The organism is Neobacillus pocheonensis, assembly GCF_050477905.1.
Taxonomy (GTDB): domain Bacteria; phylum Bacillota; class Bacilli; order Bacillales; family Cytobacillaceae; genus Neobacillus; species Neobacillus pocheonensis_A.
The window spans coordinates 163,551-182,595 of record NZ_JBCNAD010000020.1 but is presented as its reverse complement, the minus strand read 5'-3'; the positions used below and the strand labels follow the sequence as shown (position 1 = coordinate 182,595).

The window sequence follows — 19,045 nt, the reverse complement described above, 5'->3', positions numbered from 1 at the left end:
TCTCTCCTTAAAATAATAATATTATTTAATTAATGAAGTCCCAGTCATTTCTGCTGGTTTTTCAACATTTAGTAAGTCTAACATGGTTGGTGCTAAATCCCCAAGGATTCCGCCTTCACGTAATTCTACACCCTGTTTGGTAATGATGACAGGTACAGGATTTGTTGTGTGCGCCGTCATTGGTTCGCCTTCAAGTGTTACGACTTCGTCAGCGTTGCCATGGTCGGCTGTGATAATGGCCGATCCGCCTTTTTCAAGGATTAAATCAACAATTTTCCCTAAGCATTCATCCACAGTTTCTATCGCTTTAATAGTTGGCTCTAGCATTCCTGAATGTCCTACCATATCAGGGTTTGCGAAATTTAAGATAATGGCATCGAATTTATCATTTTGAATTTCGTTCATTAAGGCATCTGTTACCTCGTACGCGCTCATTTCCGGCTGAAGGTCATAGGTAGCGACCTTAGGAGAGTTGATTAAAATCCGCTCTTCTCCAGGGAATTTCGCTTCACGGCCGCCACTCATAAAGAAAGTAACATGAGGATATTTTTCCGTTTCCGCGATACGTAACTGTTTTAAATTATTTTGGGACAGTATTTCGCCTAATGTGTTATCTAGGTTTGTTGGTTTAAAAGCCACATAACCATCTACTGATTCACTGAAGTGAGTTAAGCAGACAAAGTATAAATGTTTCGGATGCATAGGTCCGCGGTCAAAGTCACGGAAATCATCGTTTGTGAATGTGTTAGAAATTTGAATTGCGCGATCTGGACGGAAGTTATAAAAAATAACAGCATCATTATCCTGAATGGTTGCAACCGGCTGACCATCTTCTTTGGTAATCACAGATGGAAGAACGAATTCGTCAAAAATCCCATGAGAGTAGGAATCCTCAACAACCTCTAACGGATTGCTATATGATGGTCCTTCACCATAAACCATTGAACGATAGGATTTTTCAACGCGTTCCCAGCGCTTATCCCTGTCCATTGAATAGTATCTTCCAGAAATGGTGGCAATTTCACCGACACCATACTCTTTCATTTTGTCCAATGTCTGTTGAATATATGTTGCTGCCGTTTTAGGCCCAACATCACGGCCATCTAAGAATGCGTGAACGTAAACCTTTTCGACACCTTCTTCTTTAGCAAGCTTCAAAAGGGCAAACATATGACTGATATGGCTGTGAACGCCTCCGTCTGAAAGAAGACCGAACAAATGCAGAGCCGTGCCGTTCTTCTTTGCATGCTCCATTGCTCCGGTAAAGGTTTCGTTTTTTTCAAATTCCCCTTCACGGATGGCAATGTTTACGCGTGTTAAGCTTTGGTAAACAATACGTCCTGCTCCGATATTCAAGTGACCAACCTCAGAGTTACCCATTTGGCCTTCAGGAAGACCGACTGCCTCACCAGAAGCTGTTAAGTGAGAATGTGGAAACGTGCTCCAAAAACGGTCAAAGTTTGGTTTTTTCGACTGAGCGACCGCATTCCCTTTCGTTTCGCCCCTGCATCCGAATCCATCAAGGATGATGAGAGCAACTGGAGATTTACTCATACTTTCCTGCCTCCAGTAATTGCAAGAATGATTGTGCTTCAAGGCTTGCTCCGCCTACTAGTGCACCATCAATGTCCGACTCTGCCATGTATTCTTTAATATTTTCTGGTTTTACGCTGCCGCCGTATTGAATTCTTACTGCATCGGCAACATCTTGTGAAAATTGCTGTGCAATCACTTGACGGATATGGGCACAGACATCATTAGCATCTTTAGATGTGGATGATTTTCCAGTTCCGATCGCCCAAATTGGTTCGTATGCAATAACTGTTTGTTTTACTTGATCATCTGTTAATCCTGCTAAAGCTTTTGCAACCTGATCGCCAACTAATTGGTTTGTTTCGCCGTTTTCACGTTGTTCTAACGTTTCGCCGCAGCAAACGATTGGCGTTAGGCTGTGTGTAAATGCAGCAAGCGTTTTTTTGTTAACAGACTCATCTGTTTCATTGAACATTTCACGGCGTTCAGAGTGACCAATAATCACATATTGTACACCCAGGTCAGCAAGTGCTTTCGGGCTGATTTCCCCTGTAAACGCACCGCTTTCTTCAAAGTGCATGTTTTGTCCGCCAATTTTCACATCGCTGCCTGCAGTCACTTCTACAAGGTTTTGTAAAAATAAAGCAGGTGCACAAATAACAGAATCCATCTTATCTGGAGCGGGTACAAGTCCTTTTACTTCTTCTGCAAAGCTTTTTGCTTCAGAAGCGGTTTTGTTCATTTTCCAGTTTCCTGCAATGATAGGTTTACGCATCAAGGCACATCCTTTCTTGTGAAAAAATTATTTATCGTTCAATGCCACTACGCCTGGCAGAGCTTTTCCTTCCATAAATTCAAGTGAGGCACCGCCGCCTGTGGAAATATGGCTCATTTTTTCAGCTAAGTTAAACTTTTCAACCGCTGCTGCGGAATCTCCGCCACCGATTACAGAATAAGTGCCTTCAGCTTCTGCAAGTGCTTCTGCAACAGCTTTTGTTCCACCAGCAAACTTATCAATTTCGAACACACCCATTGGTCCGTTCCAAATCACTAGCTTTGATTTTTGAATGACATCACGATAGATATCTGCTGTCTTAGGACCGATATCAAGAGCTTCCCAGTCTGCAGGAATTTCTTCAATAGAAACTACCTTTGAATTGGCATCTGCTGAGAAATCATCAGCAATCACAGCATCTACTGGCATATAGAAATTAACGCCTTTTTGTTTTGCTTTTTCCATAAACGATTTAGCTAGGTCAATTTTGTCGGCTTCTAACAGTGATTTACCGATTTCATGACCTTGAGCTTTGACAAACGTATAAGCAAGTCCACCGCCGATAATCAGGTTATCAACTAGTTCTAGAAGATTTTCAATAACACCAATCTTGTCCTTCACTTTCGCACCGCCGATAATCGCTGTAAATGGACGCTCTGGATTGGAAAGAGCTTTGCCAAGAACTTCAAGTTCTTTTTCCATTAAAAAGCCTGAAACGGCAGGGAGATAATGGGCAACACCTTCAGTTGAAGCATGGGCACGGTGAGCGGCACCAAAAGCATCGTTCACATATACATCAGCAAGCTCAGCAAACGCTTTTGCTAACTCTGGGTCATTCTTTTCTTCACCAGGATAGAAACGAACATTTTCAAGAAGAAGAACATCGCCTTCATTCATCGTGTCAATCAATGCTTTTACAGAATCACCATAGGCTTCGTCTGCCTTTTTCACTTCTTTTCCAAGAAGATCAGAAAGTCTAACGCCAACTGGAGTCAAGCGCATTTCTTCAACCACTTTACCTTTTGGACGACCAAAATGGCTCGCTAAAATCACTTTCGCACCATTCTCCACTAGATATTGGATTGTTGGTAATGCGGCACGAATTCGTGTTTCGTCTGTAATTTTACCATCTTGCATCGGTACGTTGAAATCCACTCGGCAAAATACGCGTTTGCCTTTTACATCGACATCTTTTAAGGTTTTCTTGTTCAAGTAAAGGACCTCCTGCTATGTAGGTAGTGACTTGCATTAAAAAAGGAGAGGGGGAATCCTCCCCACTCCCCTTGGAATACCATTAACCATTATAAATGATTTATTATTGGAAATTCAATCCAATCTTATAGGCCTTTTGCAGCAATGTAATCAACTAGGTCAACAACACGGTTTGAGTAACCAACTTCGTTGTCGTACCAAGATAATACTTTTACCATGTTGCCTTCAAGAACCATTGTTGACAATCCATCAACTGTAGAAGATTGTGTGCTTCCGTTGTAGTCAGTAGAAACTAGTGGAAGTTCACTGTAAACAAGAATTCCTTTCAATGGACCTTCAGCTGCTGCTTTTAACGCTGCGTTTACGTCTTCTGCCGTTACATCTTTTTCTAATTCTACTACTAAGTCAACAAGTGACACGTTCGGAGTTGGAACACGAACTGCCATACCGTTTAATTTACCCTTAAGTTCTGGTAATACAAGAGAAACCGCTTTTGCTGCACCAGTTGAAGTTGGAATCATGTTTTCAGCTGCTGCACGGGCACGACGGTAGTCTTTGTGCGGCAAGTCAAGGATTTGTTGGTCATTTGTGTATGAGTGAATAGTAGTCATCATACCGCGTACAATACCAAATTGATCATTTAACACTTTTGCAAATGGTGCTAAGCAGTTTGTTGTACAAGAAGCGTTTGAAAGTACATGGTGGTTAGCAGCATCGTACTTGTCTTCGTTAACACCCATAACGATTGTGATATCTTCGTTAGAAGCTGGAGCAGAAATGATAACTTTCTTAGCGCCTGCTTCAAGGTGTTTCGCAGCGTCTTCACGCTTTGTGAAACGGCCAGTTGATTCTACTACTATGTCAACTCCAAGTTCGCCCCAGCCAAGTTGTGCAGGATCGCGCTCAGCGATAACCTTTACTTTGTGTCCGCCAACGACTAAGTATTCACCGTCAACTGTAACATCCTCAGCAAGAGTTCCGTGAACAGTGTCATATTTTAAAAGGTGAGCAAGCATGTTTGCATCTGTTAAATCGTTAATTGCCACGATTTCCACACCGCTATGTTTTAAAGCCGCACGAAATACGTTACGACCAATACGTCCAAATCCATTAATTCCAACTTTAACTGTCATGATAAATTTCCTCCTTTTATTTGGGTAAAGATATATTTTTTAAAAAGGATTTACCCTTTCAATAACCTCGTTGCGACACCTTCATCGGTGATTAAAATCGTCGATGCTGGCGCTTTTTTCATATAAGCTTTGATTGCCTTTGCCTTAGAGGCTCCTCCTGCGACCGCAATCACATTTGGTATGTTTGCCAAATCTTCTAGTTGAAGTCCAATCGTCATAACCTTGTGGACAATCTCGCCTTCTTCATTAAAATAATAACCAAATGCTTCCGACGCAGCCTTCTCATTTTCAAGCTTATTTAACAATTCGGGGCTTGTTTTTCTGCGCTCGGCCATTGTGATAGCATCCCCAATTCCGTGTAGAACCATGCTTGCAGACCTGATTAGATTTAAAACGTCGTGAATGTCAGGCTCTTTGATCAGGGATTCGTAAATATCCATGCTAACCTGATCGGGAACATAAAAGACACGATGCTTTGAATGGGTGTTATTGGACATAATCGAGCTGATTGTGTTCGCTTGATTTTGAACATCTTCCCCCACTCCGCCGCGGGCTGGAACAAACAACAATTCTTTATCGGAAAATTCTGGTGTTAATCGTTCTGCAACAGCAGCCATTGTTGAACCGCCAGTTACTGCGATGATATTTTTACCTTCAAGCAACTTTTTCATACAGGCTGCGCATGCCTTGCCTAATTCACCTTTTACCATGGAGGACTCATCACTGTCGCCAGGTACAATAATAACTTTTCTAATGCCAAGGCGGTGTTTTAATTCCAACTCCATGACATCTATACCTTTTAACTCGCGCATTAAGCCTTCTAAATCTTCCAGTAAATTTTTCCCCTCAGCAGTTAAACTCATTCCCACATTGTTGATATAAATAAGATTTTGCTCTTTGAGGAAGTCTACTTCACTACGAAGAATTCTTTCAGTAAAACCAAGGCTTACTGCTAAACTCCTTCTTCCTACTGGCTGCATAAAACCTATGTACCGTAGGATCGAATGCCGTTTTTGCAGAACTTGAAGAAAATCGGGTAATAATCTTTTGGTAATATCGATGAATGACTGCATGATAACATGCTCCTTTATAATATGTTGCTGGTCAAAAAATGTCCACCATAGACATATTATGTCCCACCTATTCCAAAAAAAATTCACCCTTGCTACATTTTTCATTGTAACAGGAGTGAAAACCTATTTCAACTTATAAATCAGCCTTTTTTTCTTGTAAACGGTTACCTATGTCAAATTTGTTAACGATGCCATACGCAACCTCTTCTCCATCGAGGTGAACAACTGGAATCATCAATCCGTAGAGCTCCGTTAATTCATCACTTTGTTCGATATCGATTTCATTGAGCACAAAATTCCACTCCTCTTTAAGCTCAAGAAGTGTGGATTTCGCTTTATCACACAAAGGGCAGCGATTTCGCGTATACAATGTTATCGTTGATTGTTTCATTGTTGAATTCCTTTCATTACATAAATCTTTTTCTTTTAGATGAAGATGGAATTCCGAGCTGGTCGCGGTATTTGGCGATGGTTCGCCGTGAAACCACAATTCCTTCTAATGTTTTTAATTGCACGACAATCTCCTGATCCGAAAGCGGTTTTTCTTTATTCTCTTTTTCTATTAATTTGCTAATGGAATTCTTAACTTGGGTGGATGAAGTGCCTTCATCCTCCGACACGGTTTGAATGGTACTGGTAAAAAATGATTTCAAGGTATAAGTCCCAATTGGCGTTTGAACGTATTTTTCACGAACTGCACGGCTGACTGTTGATTCATGAATGTCTAGTTCAGCAGCGACTTCCTTCATGGTCATCGGCACCAAATATTGCGCTCCTTTTTGAAAAAAGGAAGGCTGTTTTTCAACAATCTTGGCTACAACGTTGGTAAGCGTCTCTTTCCGTTGTTCAATGCTTTTTAATATCCACTGATAGTCCTGGAATTTTTCCTGTAAAAAGCGACTCACCTGCTGGTCCTGATTTTTGAATTTTTGGTAATACGATTCATTAAAGCTTATCCTTGGAATGGGATCATCAAACATGCGGACCGTTAGCCCCTCAGCTGTTTGTTCAATAATTGCATCGGGAGTAATATAGGCAGCGTTTGCGGTTCCCCCGATTAATGTGGCCCCTGGCTTAGGGTTTAGCAGCTGGATCTCATCGAAAACATCCTGAATGTCCTTTAAAGTAACTTGAAGTTCCTTGGCTATTTGCTTCCATTTCTTTTCAGCAAAGGGAACAAAGTAGTTTGTTATGATATTTAGAGCTAGTTCGTTATTTGGATTTTCATAATAGATTTGCATCAGCAGGCATTCTTGAAGGTTTCTTGCACCGATTCCTGCTGGCTCGAGCGTTTGCAGTACGGCTAAGCCTTCCTCAACTAACTCCTCGGACACTTTGAGGTTTTTAGCAATTTCACTTATGTCTCCTAGGAAGTAACCGTTTTCATCGAGATTCTGTATAAGATAACGGATGACGTTTAATTGCTCTGCCGGCATTTTTTTTATGTTTAATTGAGAGATTAATTGCTCTTCAATAGAATATTTCTTTTCGGCAATTTGTTCAATCCAGTCTTTTTCCACTTTTTGATGTTTACGGCGATTGCGGTCGATTAGGGGATTCATCGGCTGCACATTCGCATGGTCAACTTGGATAAGGGGATTTTCAAGCGCCTTATTTTCTAAAAAAGCAGTCAGCTCCTGAGCTGAGTATTGTAATAATGCAATGGCCTGAGTCAATTCCTGTGTCATCGCGAGTTTTAACGTCTGCTGCTGCCATAATCCTGCCTTTAAATTCATGTCCATCTCCCCCTTATTTTCTATTTTACATGAAAGTGGGGGTTTTGGGGTATGGAAATTGTTAATAGTGTTTTTCTAGGAAAAATTTAAACCCCCTGTTTTGGGTAAACAGGGGGCATTTTATTTTGTATATACTATTTAGATTCGTTTTGCACCAATATATCTTGGTTTCCAATAAACGTTGCTTATATTAGCTATGGATACACCCTTGGACGATGCAGATTGGATCATTTGTCCGTTTCCGATGTAAATGGCTACATGTGTAGGCTTGCTAGCTTTATTAGGTGCAAAAAACATTAAGTCTCCAACCTGTAACGAACTAACACGGGTACCTTTTGAGTAATACATGTCAGAAGCAGTTCGTGGTAATACTTTACCTGCTTGTCCGAACGAATATTTAACAAGACCTGAACAGTCAAAACCTTTTGGTGTTATCCCGCCATATCTATATGGAACGCCAAGATTGGATTTTGCCACTGAGATTGCTTTTGTATGATATGGTGCTGCCGCCGCCTTATCACTCGGGGATATAAACGCAAACAAAAATGTAGTAAGTAAAATTGTGAATGAAAGTACTCCGAATATTTTTTTTAACATTTAGTTAATCCCCCTGCCGATTCTTGTTACTTACAATATACAAAATGTGAGTAACAAGGACGTGACAGGTAAATTACAATTATATTACAAATTTCGACTTTTAATTAAAATATTAATAGAATTTTGTATAATTCCCTTTAAAAACATTAGAAAAATGCCATTTTACAAAAAAAATCGACACTTTTCATAAAAAAACAGTATCCCACGATTATTAATTCGCAGAAACACTGTTTTTTTCTTAGGCTCATTGACGCGCTCGGAGGGAATCGAACCCCCATTTTAAGAACCGGAATCTTACGTGCTATCCGTTGCACCACGAGCGCAAATATATTAGCGACTTACATATTATATGCTAGAATTCTCAACTTTGCAAGTAAAGAATGGGTTTAAAATGAACTAAACTGGATAAGATGAATTAGGGAAAGCTGTCGAACATTTTTAAAGTCAAACTGTTTGACCTTTATTGACCATCCAGTGTATGATAACTATACATAGTATTTTTACCTTTTCTAATCAAAGGAGGAAGAAACATGAATTTGATCCCTACAGTTATTGAACAAACGAACCGTGGCGAAAGAGCATATGACATTTATTCCCGTCTGTTAAAAGACCGGATTATCATGCTTGGCAGCGCCATCGATGATCATGTAGCAAACAGCATTGTTGCGCAATTATTATTCCTTGAAGCCGATAACCCAGAAAAAGATATATCCTTGTATATCAACAGCCCTGGCGGAAGTATCACAGCCGGTATGGCGATTTATGATACAATGCAGTTTATTAAGCCAAACGTACAAACAATTTGTATTGGTATGGCAGCATCCATGGGAGCATTCTTACTTGCTGCAGGGGAAAAAGGCAAGCGTTATGCGCTTCCGAACGCAGAAGTCATGATTCACCAACCACTTGGCGGCGCTCAAGGACAGGCAACGGAAATCGAGATTGCGGCTAAACGCATCCTCTTCCTTCGCGAAAAATTAAATGGTATTCTAGCGGAACGTACTGGACAGTCGCTTGAAGTAATCAGTAAGGATACTGACCGCGATAACTTCATGACAGCTGAACGTGCGAAAGAATATGGTCTAGTTGACCACATCATTACACGTAATTTACTTGATGAGAAAAATAAGAAGTAATTGTTTGAGCAATCGGCTTTATGGCCGGTTGCTTTTTTTGATTTCATTGCCACAGTGACCGCCGACCTCATTTTTGTCCTCTCACGGGCACTGTCAGCTCTCCACAGTGACCGCCGAATCCTTTTTTACATCTCACGGGCACTATCAGCTCTCTACAGTGACCGACAACTTCCTTTTTGACCTCTCACGGGCACTATCAGCTCTCCACAGTGACCGCCGAATCCTTTTTTTACATCTCACGGGCACTGCACTCTAAACCCAAAATAAAAAAGGGTTCGGCACTAGATAAAGAGCCTCCCCCTTATTATTATTGTTCCTTCAGAATAAAATCAGCCAACGCATGGATGGCGTTTTCTTCGTCATCGCCGTCAGCAATAATATTGATGACAACTCCTGAACCGACAGCCAGACTCATTAAGCCCATGATGCTTTTTGCATTTACTTTTTTACCGTCCTTCTCTAGAAAAATATCAGCAGAAAAACGGTTGGCTTCTTGTACAAAAAGGGCCGCTGGACGCGCTTGAAGACCTGATTTCAATTTTACTTCTACTTCTTTCACTAACATTTCATATTCCTCCTCGTGTTTTTTCTCTTTATATCTTTGAAGCTTATTCAAAATTTCACAAACTATTCTAGTTTCGTACTTCCAATTCCCCGACACGGAGCTTCTCAGCAATTTCATCAATTTTTCTTAAGCGATGGTTAATTCCCGATTTACTAATGGTACCGCCGGAAACCATTTCACCTAGTTCTTTTAAGGTAACATCGGTGTAATTCAAACGTAGTTCAGCAATTTCTCTTAGCTTATCAGGCAAAATTTGCAAGCCCACCGTGTGATCGATAAAGCGGATATTTTCAACCTGACGTATCGAAGCGCCAATGGTTTTATTAAGGTTGGCGGTTTCACAGTTTACAAGACGATTAACTGAGTTCCTCATATCTCTGACGATTCTTACGTCCTCAAAGCGAAGAAGCGCGTTGTGGGCACCGATGATATTTAAAAACTCGGTAATTTTCTCGGCTTCCTTTAAATAAGTAATAAAGCCTTTCTTCCGCTCGAGCGTTTTACTGTTAAGCCCAAATGTATTCATTAATTCGCACAAAGAATCATTATGTTCTTTATAAAGCGAAGCAATTTCTAAATGATAAGAAGATGTTTCTGGATTATTGACAGATCCTCCCGCGAGAAAAGCCCCGCGTAAATAAGAACGCTTACAACACTTCTTTTTAATTAATTCTGACGCAATATCATGAATGAAGGTGAATCCTTCTCCAAGAATTTTCGTGTCTTCTAGAATTTCTTTTGCTTGCTCAGATAAACGCACAATGTAGACATTATTCTTTTTTAAGCGCATTTTCTTTCGAACAAGCAATTCTACCTGAACTTGGTAGCTTTTTTTCAATAGCGTATAAATTCGTCTGGCAATCGCCGCATTTTCGGTTTGAATATCGACAACTAACTTACGATTTGAAAAGGAAAGGGAACCGTTCATGCGGATTAAAGCTGACAGCTCTGCATGAATACAGCAAGTTTTCACTTCCAAGTTAGTTAATTCTTTTTTCGTTTCCGAAGCGAAAGACATTCCCCTCACCCCCAATTAAACAATTACAATCTTTTGTAAAAAAACATTTTAAACAAACATATCTTATTTACGCTTTATACCTCTTTTTGGTTTCAGTAATCAGCAAATTATATAAAATTTTTGCAACTTTTTTTGGATCATGCCTTAGTGCACCATTTTCTAAATAGGCGATATCAGCATGTACGACTTCAATTCCAAGCTCGAAAAGCTCCGGCAAATCGTATGCCACCGGCTGGGCCAGCTCTTCTTTGTAGCGGAGCTGCACATCGGGTGGAACTTCTTCATTATTGACAAGGATGGTATCAATAAAGGTACAGCTCATGTGATTATATAGAGCCTTCACATGTTCGCTGGCGGAATATCCATGCGTTTCCCCGGCCTGGGTCATCAAATTACAAATATACACCTTTTTGGCATGCGACTTGCACACCTCATCCCCTAAACGAGGAACGAGCAAATTGGGCAATATACTCGTATATAAGCTTCCTGGACCGATAATGATTAAATCAGCCTGCCTGATGGCTTGGATGGTTTCTGGTAATGGCCGGATATTTTGTGGCGTCATAAAGACCTTCTTTATTTTTTTACCAGAGTAAGGAATTTTCGATTCCCCTGAAACAACTGTGCCATCTTCCATTTCCGCATGTAAAATAACACTTTGGTTTGCGGCAGGTAACACTTTTCCTCGCACATTCAGGATTTTACTCATTTCTTGGATGGCATGAACAAAATTTCCCGTGATGGACGTCATCGCAGCCAAGATTAAATTCCCAAGCGAATGGCCAGAAAGTTCATTCGATGTATTGAAACGATGCTGAAACATTTCTTCAACAAGCGGTTCAACATCTGAAAGTGATGCTAAAACATTGCGAATGTCACCAGGAGGAGGGATATGCAGGTCCTCGCGCAGCCGTCCGGAGCTTCCCCCGTCATCGGCAACTGTCACAATGGCGGTAATATCAACAGGATACTGCTTTAAACCACGCAATAATACCGGCAATCCTGTCCCCCCGCCAATGACGACAATGCGAGGCTGTCTTAACTCTCTCATGTTGTTTTATCCTTTCTCCTCTCAATGTCACGATGTGAAACACAAGTTTTATAATCATTTTGGAAAAAGCGGCCAATATATTCAGCTAACGCCACGGAACGATGCTGCCCACCTGTACAGCCAATCGCAATCACGAGCTGAGCTTTCCCCTCTCTTTTATAATGAGGAAGCATGAAGCTCAGCAGGTCCGTTACTTTTTCCAAAAATTTATGCGTCTCATTCCACTTTAAAACATAGCTGGAGACGTCTTCATCCAGGCCAGTTTTCGGACGCATATGCTCGATATAATGAGGATTCGGCAGGAAGCGTACATCGAATACAAGGTCGGCGTCAATTGGAATCCCATGTTTAAAGCCAAACGACATGACATTGACAGTAAAAATTAATTGTTTATTCGCGGTAAATTCCGTTAATATCTTCTCACGTAATTCACGTGGTTTCATCTGGGAAGTGTTGTAAATTAATTGGGCACGTCCTTTTAACTCTTCAAGGAGCTCACGTTCAAGGGTAATGCCTTCAAGTGGAGAACCAGATGGCGCAAGCGGATGTGAGCGTCTTGTCTCCTTATATCTCCGGACTAATGTTGCATCATCCGAATCTAAAAATAAAATCTGCGGATTCACCCAGGAAGTTTCTGCCAGATCATCTAGAGCTTTAAACAGGTGATCGAAAAATTCTCTGCCTCTTAAATCCATGACGAGGGCAACTTTATTCATTTTATTCCCTGATTCCTTCATAAGTTCGAGGAATTTCGGAAGCAGCGTAGGAGGCAAATTGTCGACACAGAAGAATCCCAAATCTTCAAAGCTTTGAATTGCCACTGTCTTTCCAGCTCCGGACATTCCGGTAATAATGACCATCTGAGTGTCGCTTGTCGAACCGGTACTCATTTCCTATTCCCCCTATTATTTAGCTTGGATCTAATCGATAACTAATAAGACTAAAATCTTTTGTATAAGTAAAAGTACCGTAAATGATTCCTTTTCCATGAACCATATAATCAATAATATGATAATCACCAGCTGCCATTGGCAGGTTTTTAATCTGGCTGATTGGTTGCCATTCCAGCTTACCTTCATCGGATTCATCTAAATCCAATCCGTCTGAATCAGAGGCCACAAACGTGAACATCATCCATTCGGATAAAAGCTGGTCGCCTTCCTTCATGATGAAGGTGAAAATTCCTTTTAATTGTGGGTTTTTTAAATATATTCCCGTTTCTTCACGGTATTCCCTGATGCAAGAGTCCCGAACCGATTCGCCTGGCTCCATTTTTCCGCCCGGAGCAACCCACCAGCCGCGCCTCGGTTTCTGCAGCAACAATATTTTATCGTCTCTTATCAATACGCAATTGGTGACGCGCTGCATTGTTCTTCACCCTCTAGATATCCTAGTATAATTCATTTCATTATACTATTTTTAGGAAGCAGTCACAATGAATACAAATTCGATATTTCTGTTAATAATTTTCTGTTTAATACCATGGTTAGCTTTTAATTGGAAATTCATTCTTGGGGCAAAAAAATAGCGCAGGGCTGCTGGACCTGCGCTGGAAAAGGTATATATTTTTAAAGGGGGTCAATTTCTCTAATCATACCTTATCAATATTTCACTACTGTTACAGGAGAATTAAAACAGAGTTACTTTTTTGAAAACGTTTGCGAATCCGTATTATTGTTTTAACTTCATTTCTTCTTTTAATTCTTCCACAAAATGGGCGGCACTTGATGCAGCAATGCTGCCATCCCCTGTAGCCGTCACTATTTGACGAAGTGTTTTTTCACGGATGTCTCCGGCCGCAAAAATACCCGGTACCTTCGTTTCCATCAATTCATTCGTTTCGATATATCCATTTTCATTAGTGATTCCCAGGCTCTCAAAAGGCTTAGATAAAGGCACCATACCGATATAAATAAACACGCCATCTGCCGGTAATTCTTTCTCCTCACCATTTTCTGTCGATACAAGCGTAACACTGCCGACCTTGCCGTTCTTGTCATTGATTGACTTAATGGTATGATTCCAAATAAAATCAACCTTTTCATTGGCAAATGCACGATCTTGGAGAATTTTTTGCGCGCGAAGCTGGTCACGGCGATGCACGATGGTTACTTTTGATGCAAAACGGGTTAAATAGACACCCTCTTCCACCGCAGAGTCCCCTCCGCCAATGACATACAGTTCTTTTCCTTTAAAGAACGCTCCATCACAAACAGCACAATAAGAAACACCACGGCCGCCAAGTTCTTTTTCACCTGGAACGCCGACTTTTTTATACTCTGCACCGGTTGAAATGATCACAGAGTAGGCTTTATATTGCTTAGAACCAGCGGTCACAACCTTGTAGTCACCATGGTCCACGATTTCTTTAATGTCGCCATAGGCATATTCAGCTCCAAATTTTTTGGCATGCTCAAACATTTTGGTAGATAAATCGGGGCCTAAAATGCTTTCAAAACCCGGATAGTTTTCAACGTCCTCGGTATTGGCCATCTGGCCGCCCGGCATACCGCGTTCAATCATAAGTGTAGAAAGATTTGCACGTGATGTATATACAGCCGCGGTCATCCCCGCAGGGCCCGCACCGGCAATGATAACGTCATAAATTTTTTCTTCAGACATCGAGTATCACTCCTTAAATAAAAAAAACGATTAAGTTTAGTATTTCCAACTTAATCGTATAAAACAAATGTTTTATAGTCCACGAATATGCTTACTATAAATATTGGTTCACCACTTTTACATATTTTCCGATGGTTGTCGGCGATACTCCATAACGGTCGGCAATCTCCTGCTGCGAAACTTTTTCACTTCGCAGTTTATGCCAGATATATTCCACAGCGGCAGCCCAGGCACGTTTGTTTTTCAAGCTAACGTTCGTTCTGGAAACTTCGATAAACAAGGAAAACCACATCAAATAAAGACCTGCCTCAATAGTGCCGATTGGTTGATGGCTTTCATAAAAAATCTCGGCAATTTCTTGGGCATCCGCAGTCACGGAAGGCCTTCCTGAGCGGATAAGTGAAATGTATTCTTTTTCAAGAGCCGTGAATTTTTGGTTTTGAATCAACCGTTTCGAGGTGAGAATCTCCTCTTTTTTATCGGAAACAGTTGTTAGGAAAAGGGCAAACAAGCGCTCCTCGACATAGTCGGATTCGAGTTTTTGAAAAATCGATCCGGAATGGTCTTCAAAACCGGAGGAGTGCTTCTTATCCATGTTCCATGGCTCTGAGCCTTCCTTATCAGGATTGATTTCAAGCACCTTTTTCCAAATATTGAAGGCAAAATTTTCATTCCCCGTATAATAAGCGGAACAAGCAAGCCAGTAATAGAACGGGCCATCACCATCAAAACCATGCTTATAAAGCTTCTTCAACCATAAATAGGCATGCTCATATTCACCAACTAAAGCAAAGCTAGCCCCAAGCTTAAATTGATGCTCACTTAGTAGCGGTTGAATTTTTTTCAAGGCATCCAGCAGTATCGTAACATTTTGTGCCTGACCTTGATAATGGGCGAAGACAAGCATGTTACATAAGGCATGAAGATTCCCTGGATTCCTTTTTAAAACATCTTCTAGTATAGCTTTTGCTTTTTCTGCTTTTCCTAAGTAAAAATAGGCAAGCGCTAAATTGTTGTAAGCAGACCAGTATTCCGGATATTCTTTGACGACATCCTTTAATAGCTCGATCGCCTTTGGAAAATATCCCGATTCTAACAAATCACGGGCCTGTTCCTGTTTGACAATCAGGTCATCCTCTTCATAAAGCTCTTCCTCAAGCTCATCGGATTCAAGAGTAAGTATCTCAAGCAACTCTTCTGTGTCATCCGAAAAATCACCATCCGGATCTAGCTGTGTATATAGCTTGGCATGATGATAAGCATCTTTAAAAAATCCCAAATGGGCATAATTATTTGCTAAAAAATAGTGGCACTCCACCATTTCTGGATCAAGCTCTTCAAGGATGAGGTGCAAGAGTCGGTTGGAATTTTCAAATTCGCCCAGTTCTGTTGACACAATCGCCAACTGGCATGTAATCATCGGTTCACCCGGCTCAAGCTGTATCGCCCGCCCAAGATATTTTTTTGCTTTAGTAAAATCCCGTCGATGGTATGCCTTTAAACCTTTCGTGAAATAATATTCCCCCGTAGGAACAAAGGTAAGGATTTTCCCATTTTGAATTCTTGCTTTTGCGTCTTTAACCATGAAGTCCTCCATCATCCTTTAATAACTTATGTAGTATAACACACATGGGACTTGTACGAGAAGAGGATGATTCTTCAAAAGCAGGAAGTCGGTACAATCTTGAAAAATCTATTTTTTACAAATATATCCAACAAATGTCGTAAGTTTTAAGAAATATGTAGTAAGTGGTGAAATTTATGTAGTAAATCTTGGGAAATACTTCGTAAATGCCGGGAAATTTGTAATAAGTGCCTTTCTACCTCCAAAAAACAAAAAAACCGATCCCCATTAGGACCGGTCCTTATGTCTTTCTTCTAATGTTCGCAAAACATCGCTGAATGATAGTCCCTGTTCCACTAACAAGACCTGCAAGTGATAAAGCAAATCGGCAGCTTCCCAGCGAAGTTCTTCATGGTCGCGGTTTTTCGCAGCGATAATTACCTCGGCCGCCTCTTCGCCAACTTTTTTCAAAATTTTATCGACGCCTTTTTCAAAAAGGTAAGTGGTATATGCACCTTCTGGACGCTCTTTTTCACGCTCTAAAATCACTTTTTCAAGCGTTTGTAAGATCTGATAGTCTGCAAGGCTTGTTTTTCGCTCCATAACTCCCTCAGAAAAACAGCTGACTGAACCAGTATGACAGGCAGGGCCTTTTGGATAAACAAGCACGAGTATGGCATCTTGATCACAGTCATAGTTCAGGCTGACAACCTTTTGTGTATTGCCGCTAGTCGCTCCTTTATGCCACAATTCCTGGCGAGAGCGGCTATAAAACCACGTTTCTCCGGTTTCAATTGTTTTGGCGAGCGACTCCTCGTTCATATAGGCGAGGGTTAGTACTTCTTTCGTTCCAGCATCCTGTATAATCGCAGGCACAAGGCCCTTTTCATCAAATCGAACGTTCATCGAACGGTCACTCCCTTTTCCCGCAAATAGCTTTTGACTTCATGCACTGAGGTTTCTTTATAGTGAAAAATCGAGGCCGCAAGCGCAGCATCGGCCTTTCCATCCAAAAAAGCATCTTCAAAGTGTCCGGCATTTCCGGCACCGCCTGAGGCAATAACCGGTATCGTCACCGCTTCACTAACCGCTTTAGTTAAAGCAAGATCAAATCCATTTTTCTCGCCATCACTATCCATGCTCGTTAGTAAAATTTCTCCAGCACCAAGCTCTGCTGCTTCCCGAGCCCACTCAATTACCTTTTTATCAGTTGGTGTTCGGCCTCCATGGGTAAACACCCGCCATTCACCAAGTTCTTCGTTAAACTTGGCATCAATAGCCACGACGATACATTGGGAGCCAAAGAAGTCGGCCCCTTCCCTGATTAATTCAGGATTCAATACAGCTGCCGTATTCAAAGAAACCTTATCTGCTCCTGCTCGGAGAATTCTTTTCATATCCTCTAATGCATTAATGCCTCCGCCGACAGTAAACGGAATCGCCAGTTCAGAAGCGACGGCTTTTACGACTTCCACCATTGTTTTTCTGCCTTCAACCGATGCAGAAATATCGAGAAAAACAAGCTCGTCTGCTCCTTGTTCATCGTAAAAACGAGCCAATTCGACCGGATCCCCAGCGTCACGGAGCTTGACAAACTGAATGCCTTTTACTACACGTCCATCCTTTACATCAAGGCAGGGGATGATTCGTTTCGTTAATGTCATTTCGCTCCCACCTCTTTCAACGCTTCCTTCAAAGTAAAACGATTCTCATAAAGGGCTTTACCGACAATGGCTCCGCCGATTCCTTTCTCGGCAGACAAAGTTTGCAAATCCGCCAAACTACTGACGCCACCTGAAGCAATGACATTTTTCCCCGTCACTTCGGCCATTTCACAAACAGCGGCAATATTTGGGCCAGCTAACGTTCCATCTGTAGCAATATCGGTAAAAATAAACGTGTCTGCTCCGGCGTCAGCCAATCGTTTCCCAAGGTCAACCGCTTTTAATTCTGAAGTATCGATCCAGCCATGTGTAGCGACATAACCATTTTTCGCATCAATGCCAATAGCGATGCGGGCACCATACTTTTTAATCATTTCGATAGCAAACTCAGGATTAGAAACGGCAATACTACCGATGATAACTCGATCAACGCCATTTTCAAGATAGTGAAGGATATCTTCCTCAGAACGAATGCCCCCGCCGATTTGAATTTTTACGTTGGTTAGCTTTTGAGCAGCTTCAATTACAAAACGGTCATTGACCCGCTTGCCGTCCTTAGCGCCGTCAAGGTCGACCATGTGAATCCATTCAGCCCCCTCCGCCGCAAAACGCCCGGCCATATCAAACGGCGAATCACCATAAATGGTTTCCTTATCATAATCACCTTGCAAAAGTCGGACACAATTGCCGCCTCGCATATCAATTGCTGGATATATCGTAATGCTCATCGTACCGCTTTCCTTTCCTCTACCATTTTTAAAAAATTCCCCAGAAGGGACATCCCCAATTTACTGCTTTTTTCAGGATGAAATTGCATCCCGAATACATTCCCCCTGCCCACGACCGCCGAAACCTGTTCATGATAATCGGCTCTTGCAAGGAGGACATCGGAGGAGTTTTGAGCATTTACATAATAGGAATGAACGAAATACACATAATCTTCTTCAAGATTTTTTAAAAGCGGTGATTCTTTCACGAATTCAAGGCGGTTCCATCCCATATGCGGAACCTTGTATATTTCACCTTCTGGCGTTCGGCCAGGGAAGCGGCGAACACGGCCCGGAAGTAATCCAAGTCCTTCAGTTAAGCCATTTTCCTCACTTTGTTCAAACAGCAGCTGCATGCCAAGGCAAATCCCGAGAAGCGGTTTCCCTGTTGCGGCAAATTCCTTGATCATGTCAGCCGGCAGCCGTTCCATCGCGTCGCGAAACGCACCTACTCCTGGGAGAAGTAACGCATCTGCCTGCAGCAATTTATTTTGATCAGCGGAAATGAAATAATCGGCACCCAACCGTTCGAGGGCCTTGCTTACGCTGAATAGATTCCCCATGCCATAGTCTACAATGCCAATCATTTAAAACATTCC

20 protein-coding genes and 1 tRNA gene are annotated in these 19,045 nt (G+C 41.5%); 1 reads left to right on the top strand and 20 read right to left on the bottom strand.

Features of this window, described 5'->3' with window-relative positions:
* Positions 1-21: 21 nt before the first annotated feature.
* From gpmI to ABES02_RS10945, 9 genes are all read right to left on the bottom strand, one after another.
* On the bottom strand, positions 22-1,554 hold the full coding sequence (gpmI, locus tag ABES02_RS10985) for a 2,3-bisphosphoglycerate-independent phosphoglycerate mutase (RefSeq protein WP_430134204.1): 1,533 nt from the start codon (positions 1,552-1,554) through the stop codon (positions 22-24).
* Entirely contained in the window at positions 1,547-2,308 is a 762-nt protein-coding gene (gene tpiA / locus ABES02_RS10980) for a triose-phosphate isomerase (RefSeq protein WP_430134201.1), read from the bottom strand. Before tpiA ends, gpmI begins: the two co-directional genes overlap by 8 nt.
* Before the next feature lie 27 nt (positions 2,309-2,335).
* On the bottom strand, positions 2,336-3,520 hold the full coding sequence (locus tag ABES02_RS10975) for a phosphoglycerate kinase (RefSeq protein ID WP_430134199.1): 1,185 nt from the start codon (positions 3,518-3,520) through the stop codon (positions 2,336-2,338).
* Positions 3,521-3,645: 125 nt separating this feature from the next.
* Positions 3,646-4,653 carry a type I glyceraldehyde-3-phosphate dehydrogenase gene (gap, locus tag ABES02_RS10970; RefSeq protein ID WP_430134195.1) on the bottom strand — a complete coding sequence of 336 codons (1,008 nt, stop codon included), beginning with the start codon at positions 4,651-4,653 and terminating at the stop codon, positions 3,646-3,648.
* Between the two features lie 50 nt (positions 4,654-4,703).
* Positions 4,704-5,726, bottom strand: a complete 1,023-nt coding sequence (locus ABES02_RS10965; protein ID WP_430134192.1) for a sugar-binding transcriptional regulator — start codon at positions 5,724-5,726, stop codon at positions 4,704-4,706.
* A 133-nt stretch (positions 5,727-5,859) separates the two neighbouring features.
* On the bottom strand, positions 5,860-6,117 hold the full coding sequence (locus tag ABES02_RS10960) for a glutaredoxin family protein (protein ID WP_430134189.1): 258 nt from the start codon (positions 6,115-6,117) through the stop codon (positions 5,860-5,862).
* 16 nt (positions 6,118-6,133) lie between these two features.
* The gene (gene rpoN, locus ABES02_RS10955; RefSeq protein ID WP_430134187.1) at positions 6,134-7,462 is read right to left on the bottom strand and encodes an RNA polymerase factor sigma-54; all 1,329 of its coding nucleotides are present in this window, start codon (positions 7,460-7,462) and stop codon (positions 6,134-6,136) included.
* Between the two features lie 138 nt (positions 7,463-7,600).
* Positions 7,601-8,059 carry a C40 family peptidase gene (locus tag ABES02_RS10950; protein ID WP_430134185.1) on the bottom strand — a complete coding sequence of 153 codons (459 nt, stop codon included), beginning with the start codon at positions 8,057-8,059 and terminating at the stop codon, positions 7,601-7,603.
* Between the two features lie 251 nt (positions 8,060-8,310).
* Positions 8,311-8,382 (bottom strand) — tRNA-Arg (locus ABES02_RS10945).
* 207 nt (positions 8,383-8,589) lie between these two features.
* On the opposite strand from ABES02_RS10945, the gene clpP reads away from it, so the two are divergent.
* Complete coding sequence (gene clpP / locus ABES02_RS10940) at positions 8,590-9,195, top strand: ATP-dependent Clp endopeptidase proteolytic subunit ClpP (protein WP_430134182.1); 606 nt, start codon at positions 8,590-8,592, stop codon at positions 9,193-9,195.
* Between the two features lie 307 nt (positions 9,196-9,502).
* On the opposite strand, the gene ABES02_RS10935 is transcribed toward clpP, so the two are convergent.
* The 11 genes from ABES02_RS10935 to hisH all read right to left on the bottom strand — a co-directional run bounded on the left by ABES02_RS10935 (position 9,503) and on the right by hisH (position 19,033).
* The gene (locus tag ABES02_RS10935) at positions 9,503-9,760 is read right to left on the bottom strand and encodes an HPr family phosphocarrier protein (protein ID WP_430134179.1); all 258 of its coding nucleotides are present in this window, start codon (positions 9,758-9,760) and stop codon (positions 9,503-9,505) included.
* 67 nt (positions 9,761-9,827) lie between these two features.
* Positions 9,828-10,778 carry a DNA-binding protein WhiA gene (whiA, locus tag ABES02_RS10930; protein ID WP_430134177.1) on the bottom strand — a complete coding sequence of 317 codons (951 nt, stop codon included), beginning with the start codon at positions 10,776-10,778 and terminating at the stop codon, positions 9,828-9,830.
* A 67-nt stretch (positions 10,779-10,845) separates the two neighbouring features.
* On the bottom strand, positions 10,846-11,829 hold the full coding sequence (locus tag ABES02_RS10925; RefSeq protein WP_430134174.1) for a gluconeogenesis factor YvcK family protein: 984 nt from the start codon (positions 11,827-11,829) through the stop codon (positions 10,846-10,848).
* Positions 11,826-12,719 carry an RNase adapter RapZ gene (gene rapZ, locus ABES02_RS10920; protein WP_430134172.1) on the bottom strand — a complete coding sequence of 298 codons (894 nt, stop codon included), beginning with the start codon at positions 12,717-12,719 and terminating at the stop codon, positions 11,826-11,828. The genes ABES02_RS10925 and rapZ overlap by 4 nt, the downstream gene beginning before the upstream one ends.
* 19 nt (positions 12,720-12,738) lie before the next feature.
* The gene (locus ABES02_RS10915; protein WP_430134170.1) at positions 12,739-13,197 is read right to left on the bottom strand and encodes an 8-oxo-dGTP diphosphatase; all 459 of its coding nucleotides are present in this window, start codon (positions 13,195-13,197) and stop codon (positions 12,739-12,741) included.
* Positions 13,198-13,500: 303 nt separating this feature from the next.
* The gene (gene trxB, locus ABES02_RS10910; RefSeq protein WP_430134168.1) at positions 13,501-14,451 is read right to left on the bottom strand and encodes a thioredoxin-disulfide reductase; all 951 of its coding nucleotides are present in this window, start codon (positions 14,449-14,451) and stop codon (positions 13,501-13,503) included.
* A 94-nt stretch (positions 14,452-14,545) separates the two neighbouring features.
* Positions 14,546-16,036, bottom strand: coding sequence for a tetratricopeptide repeat protein (locus tag ABES02_RS10905; protein WP_430134165.1), 1,491 nt, complete (start codon positions 16,034-16,036; stop codon positions 14,546-14,548).
* Positions 16,037-16,303: 267 nt separating this feature from the next.
* The gene (hisIE, locus tag ABES02_RS10900) at positions 16,304-16,921 is read right to left on the bottom strand and encodes a bifunctional phosphoribosyl-AMP cyclohydrolase/phosphoribosyl-ATP diphosphatase HisIE (RefSeq protein WP_430134162.1); all 618 of its coding nucleotides are present in this window, start codon (positions 16,919-16,921) and stop codon (positions 16,304-16,306) included.
* Positions 16,918-17,679 carry an imidazole glycerol phosphate synthase subunit HisF gene (hisF, locus tag ABES02_RS10895; RefSeq protein ID WP_430134160.1) on the bottom strand — a complete coding sequence of 254 codons (762 nt, stop codon included), beginning with the start codon at positions 17,677-17,679 and terminating at the stop codon, positions 16,918-16,920. Before hisF ends, hisIE begins: the two co-directional genes overlap by 4 nt.
* Positions 17,676-18,407 carry a 1-(5-phosphoribosyl)-5-[(5-phosphoribosylamino)methylideneamino]imidazole-4-carboxamide isomerase gene (gene hisA, locus ABES02_RS10890; RefSeq protein WP_430134157.1) on the bottom strand — a complete coding sequence of 244 codons (732 nt, stop codon included), beginning with the start codon at positions 18,405-18,407 and terminating at the stop codon, positions 17,676-17,678. The genes hisF and hisA overlap by 4 nt, the downstream gene beginning before the upstream one ends.
* On the bottom strand, positions 18,404-19,033 hold the full coding sequence (gene hisH, locus ABES02_RS10885) for an imidazole glycerol phosphate synthase subunit HisH (protein WP_430134155.1): 630 nt from the start codon (positions 19,031-19,033) through the stop codon (positions 18,404-18,406). The genes hisA and hisH overlap by 4 nt, the downstream gene beginning before the upstream one ends.
* Positions 19,034-19,045 lie beyond the last annotated feature (12 nt).